8 protein-coding genes are annotated in these 13,192 nt (G+C 70.0%); 7 read left to right on the top strand and 1 reads right to left on the bottom strand.

Annotation, left to right across the window (positions count from 1 at the left end; all coding sequences use genetic code 11):
- The first annotated feature begins 375 nt into the window (after nt 1-375).
- Nucleotides 376-3,555: a glycosyl hydrolase family 95 catalytic domain-containing protein gene (locus ABD817_RS13875; protein ID WP_344918286.1), complete on the top strand. Its 3,180-nt coding sequence runs from the start codon at nt 376-378 to the stop codon at nt 3,553-3,555.
- A 41-nt stretch (nt 3,556-3,596) separates the two neighbouring features.
- Here ABD817_RS13875 and ABD817_RS13870 read toward each other — a convergent pair whose 3' ends face one another.
- Nucleotides 3,597-3,812, bottom strand: coding sequence for a hypothetical protein (locus ABD817_RS13870; RefSeq protein WP_344918285.1), 216 nt, complete (start codon nt 3,810-3,812; stop codon nt 3,597-3,599).
- 195 nt (nt 3,813-4,007) lie between these two features.
- Between ABD817_RS13870 and ABD817_RS13865 the strand changes: the two genes are divergently transcribed.
- From ABD817_RS13865 to ABD817_RS13840, 6 genes are all read left to right on the top strand, one after another.
- Nucleotides 4,008-4,919, top strand: a complete 912-nt coding sequence (locus ABD817_RS13865; protein WP_344918284.1) for an aminoglycoside phosphotransferase family protein — start codon at nt 4,008-4,010, stop codon at nt 4,917-4,919.
- 531 nt (nt 4,920-5,450) lie between these two features.
- Nucleotides 5,451-6,836, top strand: coding sequence for a sensor histidine kinase (locus tag ABD817_RS13860; RefSeq protein WP_344918283.1), 1,386 nt, complete (start codon nt 5,451-5,453; stop codon nt 6,834-6,836).
- 448 nt (nt 6,837-7,284) lie between these two features.
- The gene (locus tag ABD817_RS13855) at nt 7,285-9,012 is read left to right on the top strand and encodes a sensor histidine kinase (protein WP_344918282.1); all 1,728 of its coding nucleotides are present in this window, start codon (nt 7,285-7,287) and stop codon (nt 9,010-9,012) included.
- Nucleotides 9,003-9,650, top strand: coding sequence for a response regulator transcription factor (locus tag ABD817_RS13850; protein ID WP_344918281.1), 648 nt, complete (start codon nt 9,003-9,005; stop codon nt 9,648-9,650). Before ABD817_RS13855 ends, ABD817_RS13850 begins: the two co-directional genes overlap by 10 nt.
- Nucleotides 9,651-9,842: 192 nt before the next feature.
- Nucleotides 9,843-10,208 carry a hypothetical protein gene (locus ABD817_RS13845; RefSeq protein ID WP_344918280.1) on the top strand — a complete coding sequence of 122 codons (366 nt, stop codon included), beginning with the start codon at nt 9,843-9,845 and terminating at the stop codon, nt 10,206-10,208.
- A 515-nt stretch (nt 10,209-10,723) separates the two neighbouring features.
- Nucleotides 10,724-12,769, top strand: coding sequence for a glycosyl hydrolase family 28-related protein (locus ABD817_RS13840; protein WP_344918278.1), 2,046 nt, complete (start codon nt 10,724-10,726; stop codon nt 12,767-12,769).
- The last annotated feature ends 423 nt before the right edge of the window (nt 12,770-13,192 follow it).

Below are 13,192 nucleotides of genomic sequence, written 5' to 3'. Positions count from 1 at the left end.
TGCGCTCCGGACGCCGCGCCCGGGACCCGATGTCCTCAAAGGACCCGAGGTCCGCGAAGGGCCCGATGTTCTCGAAGGGCCCGAGGTCCGTGAAGGATTCGAGATTCTCGAAGGGTCCGAGATCCGCGAAACCTTCGCGGGGTCTCGGTGAATAACATCCAATCTATCGTGCGCGGTCGTCGTCTCCGCGTGGCGGAATCATGCGACGTGGACATGCCGATGTGAGTTCAGGCTGCGGTTATCTCGTCGTGGTGACATCCAGGTTGCCTGGCAGGTTCGATCTCCGGTCAAGAGACATCGGATGTGGGGTCTTGTTTCGTCCTTGTTTCGGTGCTATTTCCTTGTCTACCCCCCTCGTTGATCGGAGGAATTTGTGTGATCAAGTTCCCGCGCTCCAGACTGGGCATCGCGCTGTTAGGTGTGCTCGCGATGCTCGCCGGTATGAACGCGCCCATCTCGGCGCAGGCCATGGCTCTGCCCGCGACCGACGACCTGACCCTGTGGTACAACTCGCCGGCCACCAACTGGGAGACTCAGGCGCTACCGATCGGTAACGGCCCGCTGGGCGCCAAACTCTTCGGTGGAGTGGCCTCCGAACAGATCCAGTTCAACGAGAAGACCCTGTGGACCGGTGGTCCCGGCGCCTCCGGCGGCTACAACCACGGCAACTGGACCTCCCCCCGCCCGGGGGCGATCGACAACATGCAGGCGCAGATCGACCAGAACGGCAGGATCACGCCGCAGACCGTCGCCAACGCGCTCGGCCAGGGCAAGACCAACTTCGGCTCCTACCAGACCTTCGGTGACCTGTTCCTCGACTTCGCCAACCCGCCGTCGAGCACCACGGGGTACCGCCGCGAGCTGAGCCTGCGCGAGGCCGTGGCCAGGGTCGGCTACACGGCGGGCGGCGTCGAGTACACCCGCGAGTACTTCGCCAGCAACCCCGGCAATGTGATCGTGGCCCGGATCTCGGCCAACCAGACCGGCCGGGTCTCCTTCACGTTGCGGCACACCTCACCGCGTACCGACAAGACCGTCACCGCCTCCAACGGACGGCTCACCATCCGCGGCCAGCTCGCCAACAACGGCCTGCGGTTCGACGCCCAGGTGCAGGTGGTCAACCAGGGCGGCACCAGGACCGACTCCGGAGACCGTGTCACCGTCTCCGGCGCCAACAGCGTCATGCTGGTGCTGTCGGCGGGCACCAACTACTCCGACAGCTATCCGAGCTACCGGGGCGCCGACCCGCAGGCCGGGGTCACCTCGCGGGTGAACACGGCGGCGGCCAAGAGCTACGACGAGCTGAAGGCCGCGCACCTCGCCGACTACAAGAACCTGTTCGACCGGGTGAAGCTGAACATCGGCCAGACGAACCCGACGGTGCCGACGAACACGTTGCGCAGCAACTACACCGGCGGTTCCTCGACCCAGGACCGCGCGCTGGAGGCGATGTTCTTCGCCTACGGCCGCTACCTGCTGATCTCCTCCTCACGGGAGAACGACATCCTCCCGGCCAACCTCCAGGGCGTGTGGAACAACGTCGTCAACCCACCCTGGGACGCCGACTACCACGTCAACATCAACCTCCAGATGAACTACTGGCCGGCCGAGCAGACCAACCTGCGCGAGACGACCAGGCCGTACGACAGATACGTCGCGAGCATGGTCGCCCCGGGCCGGGTGACGGCCACCAACATGTACGGAGCCCGAGGCTGGGTGGTCAACAACGAGACCAACCCCTACGGCTTCACCGGCGTGCACAACTACCCGCAGTCGTTCTGGTTCCCCGAGGCCGCCGCCTGGACGACCCAGCACATGTACGACAGCTACCGGTTCAACGGTGACGTGAACTACCTACGCAACACCGCCTACCCGGCGATCAAGGGCGCGGCCGAGTTCTGGCTGGACTTCCTGCACACCGACCCGCGCGACAACCGGCTCGTGGTCTCGCCCAGTTACTCCCCGGAGAACGGCGACTTCTCCGCCGGGGCCTCGATGTCCCAGCAGATCGTGCGCGAGGTGTTCACCAACGCGCTGGCCGCCGCCCGTACGCTGGGCGTGGACACCGCGTTCCAGAACGAGGTCAGCACCGCCCTGTCCCGGCTCGACCCGGGGCTGCGCATCGGCCGCTGGGGCCAGCTTCAGGAGTGGAAGACCGACTGGGACTCCCAGACCGACACCCACCGGCACGTCTCCCACCTGTTCGCCCTGCACCCGAGCAACCAGATCCTCCCCGGCACCGCCGAGGCGGCGGCGGCCCGCGTCTCCCTGAACGCGCGCGGCGACGGCGGCACCGGCTGGTCCAAGGCATGGAAGATCAACTTCTGGGCCCGGCTGCTCGACGGCACCCGCGCCCACAAGCTGCTCAGCGAGCAGCTCAAGTCCTCCACGCTGGACAACCTGTGGGACACCCACCCGCCGTTCCAGATCGACGGCAACTTCGGCGCGACCTCCGGGGTCGCGGAGATGCTCGTGCAGAGCCAGCACGACACCGTGCACGTGCTGCCCGCGCTGCCGGCCGCGTGGCCGACCGGCTCGGTGACCGGCCTGCGCGCCCGGGGCGACGTCACCGTGGACACCACGTGGAGCGCCGGGAAGGCCCAGTCGATCACCCTGCGCACCGGCAAGACAGCCCCGATCAAGGTCAGGACCGCCGCCGCAACCGGCACCTACCAGGTCAAGGACGAGACGGGCGCGACGGTCACCGCCACGCGTACCGGTGAGACCCTGAGCTGGAACGCCACCGCCGGGAAGACGTACACGGTCACCTTCCAGCCGGGCGGCGGCACCGGCGGTCAGACCGTCGAGGGTGAGGCGTTCACCTCGCAGTTCGGTGTGCAGCGGGCCGACCACGCGGGTGCCAGCGGTGGCGCCACGGTGGGCTACATCGACAACGGTGACTGGACGGCGTACTCGGGGGTGAACACCTCGGGGTTGCGGACCTTCAGCGCCCGGGTGTCCTCCGGGGGAGCCGGTGGGACGATCCAGATTCGGTCGGGGTCGGCCACCGGGACGTTGCTGGGGTCGGTGGCGGTGTCGCCGACAGGTGGTTGGGACACCTATGCGACGGTGTCCACGACGTTGAGCGGATCGGCTTCCGGGCCGTTGTATCTGGTCTTCGTGGGAGGTGCCGGCAACCTGTTCGACGTCGACACCATCACCGTCGGCACCGGCGGCCAGACCGTCGAGGGTGAGGCGTTCACCTCGCAGTCGGGTGTGCAACGGGCCGATCACCCGGGCGCCAGCGGCGGCGCTTCGGTGGGTTACATCGACAACGGCGATTGGGCGGCGTACTCGGGGGTGAACACCTCGGGGTTGCGGACCTTCAGCGCCCGGGTGTCCTCCGCCGGGGCCGGTGGGACGATCCAGATTCGGTCGGGGTCGGCCACCGGGACGTTGCTGGGGTCGGTGGCGGTGTCGCCGACAGGTGGTTGGGACACCTATGCGACGGTGTCCACGACGTTGAGCGGATCGGCTTCCGGGCCGTTGTATCTGGTCTTCGTGGGGGGTGCGGGCAGCCTGTTCGACGTCGACACCTTCACCGTCACGACATGAGATCCGTCACGAGGTGAGATCCATTACGACGTGAGATGACGTCAGTCCATCCCCGGGCGGGTGACCGTCCGGGGATGGTGCTGCCGGGCACCGCGCTCCTCGCGGTCGCCGTCACCCCGGCGCGCCGCGCGCCAGGCCAGCGCGGAACTGGCCACCATCGACAGCGCCGAGGGCAGCGTGACGGCGGCGACGCCGGTGACCTTCCGCCCGTTCGGCCCGGACGCGCGCTCAGGGGGCTCCATCGAGTGGTCGGACATGCGGCACCCTCCATAATTACCTTTATTTTTAGTAGGGAAACTTAGTATTTGTTCGCCCGTCGGGCAACGCGCCGATCATCTGTGCCGACGGCCCGGCCCCGTCCGGGGACGGCGGCTCGTCGTGCACGCGTCGGGTAGGGGGCGGCAGCGGAAAACCCTTTGCGTGGCGGAAGGAGTGGCCGACACACTCTCGGGGTGGTCGAGAGTACGCACATCGATGGGCGCGCGGGCATCGACGCGGGGCTGGTGAAGCGGCTGGTCACGACTCAGTTCCCGCGCTGGGGCGCCCTTCCGGTGACCCCGGTCGAGGCCGACGGGTGGGACAACCGCACCTACCGTCTCGGTGACGAGATGACGGTGCGTCTTCCCACCGCCGCCGGTTATGCCCCGGCGATCGACAAGGAGCATCGATGGCTGCCGGTTCTCGCCCCTTCGCTGCCGGTCGCCGTTCCCACGCCCCTGGCGAAGGGGGTGCCGGGCGAGGGATACCCGTTCGACTGGTCGATCCGCGGCTGGCTGGACGGCGAGACCGCGCGTCCTGACCGCATCGACGACCTGCCCGGATTCGCGGCCTCGGTCGCCGGCTTCCTTCTCGCCCTGTGGCGCGTCGACGCGACGGGCGGGCCTCGGGCGGGCGAGCACAGCTTCTACCGGGGCGCGCCGCCGGCTCACTACGACGACGAGACACGCCGCTCCATCGCCGCGCTGGACGGCCACATCGACACCACCCGGGCGTCGGCCGTGTGGGGCGCCGCCCTCAAGGCGGCCTGGTCCGGGCCGCCGGTGTGGTTCCACGGTGACATCGCGAGCGGCAACCTGCTGGTCAGGGATGGGAAGCTGGCCGCCGTCATCGACTTCGGGACATCGGGCGTCGGTGATCCCGCCTGCGATCTGGTGATCGCGTGGACGATGTTCTCCGGCGACAGCCGGGAGACCTTCCGCGACGCCGTCGGTCAGGATCCCGCGATGTGGGCGCGGGCTCGCGGCTGGGCCCTGTGGAAGGCCCTGATCAGCCTGGTCGCGGAGATCGACGGGGACGAGAGGAAAGCCGGAGAGCACCGCCGCGTCATCGACGAGGTCATGGCCGACCACGATCGTTCCGGCTGACTCCGCCGGGACCGGCCTCCCAGGGGCCGGGGGGCAGAGGCAGGCGGGAAAGGTCGTCGTCGCGGCTCGGACCGGCACCGCCGACCCGCTTCTTCCGACGGCGGTGGTCTCCACGGGCGTTGATGTACCGGCAATAGTCGATATATCGGCAATGAAGCCGCATCGAGGGCATATCGCATCAGCAGGGAGAGGTGGGCGATGTCCAAATGGCAGCGGTGTTTTCGCAAAGCGGGAGCCATGTCTGCGGTTCCGGCCCAGGTGACGACGCTGCGAAATTAGAATCCGGTTTATAGGCCGATTTGTCCGCCCTTGGCCCGCTTGACCGGTGCAGAATGCCTTGGATGATTGCCGGCTTCGTGATTATTCGTGGTGGGTACGGAGGCGACCGGCGCCCGCCCGAGGTGACCCCGGTCGGCGGTCACCCGGTGCGGCCGGCGGTCCTCAGCGCACTCACGCCGTCCGAAGCCGGCCCCCACCCCCCGCACAGAGTCGCGTGGCTCATGTGGTCCACTGGCCAGGGGGAAATGGAGGATGAGCGCTAGACGCGGAATCTCGATAACGACCCGCATCACCCTGTTCACCGGTGTGGTGGCGGTCCTGCTGTGCTCGCTGACGGCCGCGGTGCTCATGTTCGCCCTGAACCGTTTCGTCACCAAGTCCCTCATCGAGGAGATCACCGCGGCCGGTGGCCGGGTGGCCGCGCAGATGGAACAGGGCAGCCTGGAATACCCCCTGGCCCGGCGCCAGTCCCGCAAAGTCCAGGTCGTCGACGTGCGGGGCCAGGTCGTCGCCTCGACCCCGCAACTGCGGGGTAAGCCGCGCATGGCGAGGTTCCCGCCCGAGGGTGCGATGGCCGCCACCTCCGTCGTGTGCGGCGGGGTGTTTGCCCGGGGCGAGTGCGACATCGTGGTCGCGCAGCGGGCCCAGCGGGGGAGTGAGAGATGGACCGTCTACAGCGCCTCCCCGACGATCCCTCCGCTGGTCGATCCACGGGTGGCCACGGTGGCGGGGAGCGGCACGATGCTGCTCGCCGTGGCCATCACCTACCTCGGCCGACGGATCGTCATGGCCTCCCTCAGACCGGTGGTCGCCATCCGGGCCGAGCTCGACGAGATCAACGCGACCTCTCTCGATCGCCGGGTGCCCGCGTCGGACAGCGATGACGAGATCCACGATCTCGCCACCAGCGTCAACCGCACGCTGACCCGCCTGGAGACCGCCATGGAACGTCAGCGGCAGTTCACCGCCGACGCCTCCCACGAACTCCGGACCCCCGTCGCCGGGCTCCGCGCCCAGCTGGAGGAGGCTCAGCTGCACCCCGGCGACACCGACCTGGGTGATCTGCTCGCGCACTCGCTGGCCGACCTCGACCGGCTGCAGGCGATCATGACCGACCTGCTCCTGCTGGCCCGGCTTGAGGGGGGCGTCCCCAAGCCCGACGAGAGGGTCGATCTGGCGACGGTGGTGCGGGCGGAGGTCTCGCGGCGGACGGACCCCCGGAAGATGCGACTCCTGCTCGCCCCGGAAGTGCCCGTCGATGTCGTACCCGGCCAGATCGACCGCGTGATCACCAACCTGCTGGACAACGCCGAGCGGCACGCCAGGAAAACGGTGGTCGTCGAGGTGCGGCCGAACGGTGACAACGCCGAACTCATCGTCGACGACGACGGGGAGGGGATCGCCGAAGCCGACCGGGAACGGATCTTCGAACGGTTCACCCGGCTGGACGCGGCCCGCAGCCGTGACCGCGGTGGCACGGGCCTCGGCCTGGCCATCGCCCGGGGCATCGCCCACGCCCACCACGGGACGATCGAGGTCACGGCCTCCTCCGCCGGCGGCGCGCGCTTCGTCCTCCGCCTCCCCCTGGCCACCTCAAGCAACAACGACCGAGAACAGACTCACCACATCTCCTCGTAGCCGAGCCGACGTGGCCGAGCCGATCGCGATGATCCCGGGCGCCCCCTCGTACCCCGGGGAACCGGGTGAACCCGGACCCGGTCCGGCTCCCGCGCTCCGGGCATGCCCGGCGTAGGCGGGCGACGACGGGTGAGGGCCGGGCGACGGCGGGCGATAGCGGGCGACGACGAGGTGCGGGCGATGGCGGGCCTCGGCGAGCGGCGGTTGGGGCCGGGCGGCGGCGGGTATCGGCGGGTATCGGCGGGTATCAGCGAGGGCCGGGCGAGATGGGCCGGGGATATCGTGGAGGCGATAGCAACCCCGCAGCCCTCGGCGGTCGCGCTTCCGGCCTGTTCCCGGCGTCGACCACGGATCGGAGGTCCTGATCGTCGCTGTCACCGGCCTCGTGGAGATCGTCGCTGTCATCGGTCTCACGGAACCCGGCTCCGGTCTCGTGGGAGCTGGCTCCGTGCTCACGGGACCTGTCTCCGGTCTCATCGACCCCGGCTCCGTACTCACCGGAGCCGCCTCCGGTCTCACGGGACCTGCCTTCGGTCTCACCGAACCCGGTTCCGGTCTCACGGGGCCTGTCTCCGCTCTCATCGAACCCGGCTCCGCCGTGCCCGCGAGCGGGATGGCCGCCCTCACGGCGGCCGGGGTCGCCGCCGCCTTCGTCGGCGCGGGTCTGGTCGCCGTCCGCGTACGCCCACGCAACCGGGTCGGGCCGCTGATGATCGTCATCGGCCTGCTGTGGCTCCTCACCAAGTTCGCGCCCCTGCCGGTGACGGCGGGTGATGTCCGTACGGCGCTGGCGGGCGCGTGGGCGGCGGTGCTCGCGCATCTGGTGGTGGCGTTTCCCACCGGGCGCCTCACCGTGCCGGTGGCGCGGGCCGTCGTCGGGACGGCGTACCTGAGCGTGGCCGGGGTCGCGGTGCTGGGGATGAGCGGGCTCGCGCCGGGTGCGGTGGTCCGGGGCGCCGCGATGGCCGGGGCCGTGCTGAGCGGCCTGGCCGTGATGGGCCTGCAGGTGAGCCGCTGGCGGGGCAGCACCGTGACGCGGCGCCGGTCGCTCAATCCCGTGTTCGCCGCCGCCGTGGTGGCGACGGCGCTGTTCGTGACGCTGAAGCCGGTGATGATCGCCGGTGTCGAGGTGCGGGGCCTGACGCCGGTGATGCAGGCGGCGCTCGCCGCCGTCCCGCTGGCGTACGTGGGCGGCCTCCTGCGGCGGCGCGTCGACCGTGGCCGGGTCGCCGAGCTGGTCGTCCACCTCCGTGGCGTCTCGCGGCCGGTGAGCCTCCAGCGGGTCCTGGCCGAGGTCCTCCACGACCCGACCCTGGAGGTCGGGTACTGGGCGCCGGAGCCGGGCCGGTACGTGGACGTCGACGGCCGGGTCGTGCTGCCGCCGGAGGGCGGCGATCGCGTGGCGACACGCGTCGACCACGACGGCGCCCCGCTCGCGCTGCTGGTGCACGACCCGGCGCTGCTGGACAACCCCGAGCTGGTCGAGGCCACCTGTGCCGCCGCCGCGCTGGCCCTTTCGAACGAGCGGCTGACCGCCGACCTGAGGGCGCGGCTGCACCAGCTCGCCGAGTCGCGCGGCCAGGTCCTGCGCGCGGCCGAGACGGAACGCCGGCGGCTGGAACGGGACCTTCACGACGGCGTGCAGCAACGGCTCCTGTCCATCCCCATGACGCTCAGCCTGGCCGAGTCGAGGCTGTCCACCCATCCCGACCAGGCGCGGGCGCTCGTCGGCGAGGCGAGAACCACCTCGCTGGCCGTGCTCGACGAGTTGCGGGCCCTGTCGCAGGGCATCCACCCGCCGGTGCTGACCGAACGCGGCCTGCGCGGTGCCGTCCGGGAGCTGGCCGCGCTCGCCCCGGTGCCGCTGCGGCTGTCGTTCGAGCTCCCCGCGCCGTTGCCGGTGGAGGTCGAGACGACGGCGTACTACGTGGTCGCCGAGGCGGTGGCCAACATCACCAAGCACGCCGACGCGCGGCGGGCACGGGTGCGCGCCGAGCACCGGGACGCGCGGTTGCTGGTCGAGGTGTCCGACGACGGCCGCGGCGGGGCGGATCCGGCCCTCGGGTCCGGACTGCGCGGGCTCGCCGACCGGGTGACGGCCGCCGGTGGAACCCTCCGGATACACAGCCCCGCCGGTGACGGCACGCTGATCGAGGCGGTGCTGCCGTGCGGGTAGTCATCGCCGAGGACAACATGCTGCTGCGCGAGGGGCTCGCCCGGTTGCTGGCCGAGGGCGGTTTCGACGTCGTGTCGGCCGTCGCGGACTCCGTGGCGCTGCTGACCGAGGTGGCGCGGCACCGTCCGGACGTGGCCATCGTCGACATCCGCCTGCCTCCCACCCAGACCGACGAGGGGCTGCGGGCGGCCCGGGAGATCCGCCGGCGCCATCCCGGCACCGGGGTGCTCGTCCTGTCCCAGTACGTCCGGGTCAGCTACACGGTCGAGCTGCTCGACGACGGCGCCCGCGGCGTCGGGTACCTGCTCAAGGACAGGGTGTCCGACCTGGCGGGGTTCGCGGCGGCGGTGCGGCAGGTGGGCGGCGGCGGTTCGGCGTTCGACCCGATCGTCATCGACCAGCTGGTCGGCCGCCACGACCGCCCCGACGACCCGTTGCGCGCGCTCACCGGCCGCGAGCGCGAGGTCCTCGCGCTGATGGCCGAGGGCCGCACCAACCAGGCCGTCGCGGAACGGATCGGCATCGCGGAACGGACCGTCGAGAAGCACTGCACGAGCATCTTCGCCAAGCTCGGGCTGTCGGCGAGCGCGGACGACCACCGCCGGGTCCTCGCGGTCCTGCGCTACCTCAACACCTAGCCGGTCGCGCGGGGGGACGGTTAACCGCCCCCCGAGGGTGCGGCGGGCACGGTCCCGGCCGGGTGCTGCCCGGCTTCCGGCTCCGGCGGCGCCGTCGCACACTTCGAACGTCGGACGAGACAGCGTCGGACGAGACAGTGCCGGATCGAACGAAGCGGAGGGCGAATGCCCACTATGACGACCGGAAACGCGATGAGAATCGCCCGGTGGACGATCGTCGCGCTGACGGTGGTGATGATCTACTACTTCGTCACCTCGAACGCGATACGTTCCGGGAACCCGTTCCTGGTGCCCGATCTCATCCTCACCGTGCTTCTGCCTGCCTCGGCGGCCCTGCGGGGGCGGGTCGCCGTGCCGGCGATGATATTCGCCTTCGCCTGGGCGTCGGCCGTCTGGACGGTGTCGCTCTGCACGTACATCACACGCGGGGCCTTCGCGGACGGAGCGAACCACCTTCTCCTGATCTTCTCCAGCGTCCTGGCCGCGGGGCTGCTGGCGATCACCGCTCTCGGTCACGGCGACCGGGAGCGGGGGGAGGGGGTGAGGGGGAGGGTGTGAGAACGTCAGGCGCACCGCGCACCGCGTGCCGCTGACCGGGGCCGGTCCCCGGGTCGGCGGTCGCCCGACGAGACGACGACGGTGGCCCGGCTCTCCTCGCCGCCGCCCGTACGGCCGGTCGCGAGGACGTGGTGACCCAGCGGCCGTGAGAGCCGGAGACGGGTCCGCCCGCCCCGCGCGCCGGTGGGGTCCTGCGGTGTCCTGCGGGGCTCCATTCGGGGCGGAGTCAAGGTCCGTGATCTTCGGCGGCGCTCCCGATCGTGCTTCACTTCGTATCGGGGCAGGTCGTGCGTTGCGAAACACCGCAATGACTCATGACAGGCGCTGCAAGAACCTAAGAGGTAACCGCAGCTATAGAGCAAGATTACGAAACTATTTCGCAGGAGCCTTGTGGAACGAGGCATCGGAGTCCTACTGTCACCTCACCCTCGTGGCGTTCGCCACGCCCCGAGCGCTTCAGGTGTTCACCCCCCGAGAGAAACGAGCATCCGATGTCACGGAGCATCACAGGAGCTGTGGCGAGATGGACCGGCAGGCCGCCGCGAAGGGCGTCGGCGGCGGTCGCGGCGGTGATCGCGGCCTCCGTCGGCCTCGGCGTCGTACCCGGCGCCCCGGCCCTCGCGGGCGCCGGCACGGGTGGAGCCCCGGCCCCCGTGGTGACGCGCGCCGCCCTCGACCCGTCGCTCGTCGCGGGGCGGGGCGCCACCGTCGCCTTCGCCGAGCAGGAGGCGGAGAACGCCACGACGAACGGCACGGCCATCGGCCCGGACCGCGCCGCGTACACGCTGGCGGGGGAGGCCTCCGGCCGTAAGGCGGTGAGGCTGACGCCGGGGCAGCACGTCGAGTTCACGCTGCCGAAGACGGCCAACGCGATCACCGTGCGCTACAGCATCCCCGACGCTCCCAGCGGCGGCGGCATCACCGCGCCGCTGAACGTCACGGTGAACGGCGGGGGCAAGAAGGTGATGACCCTCACGTCGCAGTACTCGTGGCTGTACAACCAGTATCCGTTCACGAACGACCCGAACGCCGACCTGCTGCACCCCGACTGGTGGATCACCGAGTGCGCCTGCGTGCCCAGCGCCACGACGCCCGCACCGACGATCACGAAGCCGTTCCGCCCGACCCACTTCTACGACGAGCAGCGTCTCCTGCTCGGCAAGACGTACCGCGCGGGTGACAAGGTGCGGCTCACGGTCCCGGCCGGGAGCAACGCGGCGTGGACGATCATCGACCTGCTCGACTCCGAGCTCGTCGGCGCGCCGCACGTCAGGGTCGTCGCGGCGAACGTGCTGGCGTTCGGCGCCGACCCGCTCGGCAGGCGCGACTCCGCCGACGCGATCGACAAGGCGATCGCCTTCGCCAAGCGCAACCGTCTCAAGGTCTACATCCCGCCGGGCGTCTACCAGGTGAACCGCCACATCATCGTCGACAACGTGACGATCGAGGGCGCCGGCAACTGGTACACGATCATCAAGGGCAAGGAGGTCGCTCTCCCCGCCCCGGCCCCCGACGGCTCGGTGCACACCGGCGTCGGCTTCTACGGCAAGTACGCGGCGGACGGCGGCAGCAGGAACGTGCACCTGTCCGGCTTCGCGATCGAGGGTGACGTCCGCGAGCGCGTCGACACCGACCAGGTCAACGGCATCGGCGGGGCGCTGAGCGACTCGACCATCGACGGCCTCTACATCCACCGCACCAAGGTGGGCATGTGGTTCGACGGGCCGATGCGGAACCTGAAGGTCACGAACAACATCATCGTCGACCAGATCGCCGACGCCCTCAACTTCCACGGCGGCGTCACGGACTCGGTGGTGTCGAACAACTTCACCCGCAACACCGGTGACGACGGCCTCGCCCTGTGGTCCGAGAAGATCGCCAACGCGAACAACACGTTCGACCACAACACCGTGCAGACGCCGACCCTCGCGAACGGCATCGCCGTCTACGGCGGCACGGACAACACCATCTCGAACAACCTCGTCGCCGACCCGATCCGCGAGGGCAGCGGCATCCACGTCGGCTCCCGCTTCGGTGCCGAGGCGTTCGCCGGGAAGCTGTCGATCAAGGACAACACCACGGTCCGGGCCGGGACGTACGAGCTGAACTGGAACATCGGCCTGGGCGCCATCTGGCTCTACGCCCTCGACAAGAGCATCGAGGCGGACATCCAGGTGGTCGGGAACCACTTCCTCGACAACACCTACAACGCGATCATGCTGGTCAGCGACTGGGGCGTGAAGGACCTGTACTCGATCACGAACGTCCACTTCAAGGACATCAGGGTCGACGGCACCGGCACCTCCGTGGTCAGCGCCCGGGTGAAGGGGTCCGCCTTCTTCGAGAACGTGGACGCCCGCAACGTCGGCGCGGTCGGCGTCAACAACTGCGGTTCGTTCAACTTCCCGCCGACCGGCTCGGAGTTCTCGCTGACGGACCTCGGCGGCAACGACGGGGGTGGCACCACCGGGGCCTGGCTCGCCCCGTGGATGCTGCCGAACACCATCACCTGCGACGACCGCCCGCCGGTGGTCGCGCCGCCGGCGCCGTCCCCGTGGTGATCCTCCGCCACGGCGCGGTCCCGCGTCGTTGATCTGAGCTGATCCGACAGGCCGGCCGTCCGGGGACATCCCCGGGCGGCCGGCCGTTCTCGTGCCCGGTGAGACGCGCGTCTCCGCCGAAAGCCACCCTCAGGCGGCCCGCGATCCCGGACCATGATTCTTCCTGAACCCACTTGCGATATATCTCATTTGGCGGCAAGCTCGTACATAACGCGATACATCGTGTTATGTACGAGCCTTCGCGGACGGGGGTTCGGGAGGAATCCGGCGTGACCCGGCACACGGGGGCGGTCACGCGGGGGCGCTTCCGAGCCCGGCGGACCGGAGGCGATCGGTGGCCGGTCTCGAAAACGGCCCCCGGGCGATGCGGCGACATCGCGCCGGAGGCGGGCGGGTCCCCGGCGGAGGCGAAACCCGGCCCCG

This window comes from Streptosporangium oxazolinicum (assembly GCF_039537505.1).
GTDB lineage: Bacteria > Actinomycetota > Actinomycetes > Streptosporangiales > Streptosporangiaceae > Streptosporangium > Streptosporangium oxazolinicum.
Note: the sequence above shows the minus strand (reverse complement) of the source record. Positions and strands in the feature narration are given on the sequence as shown.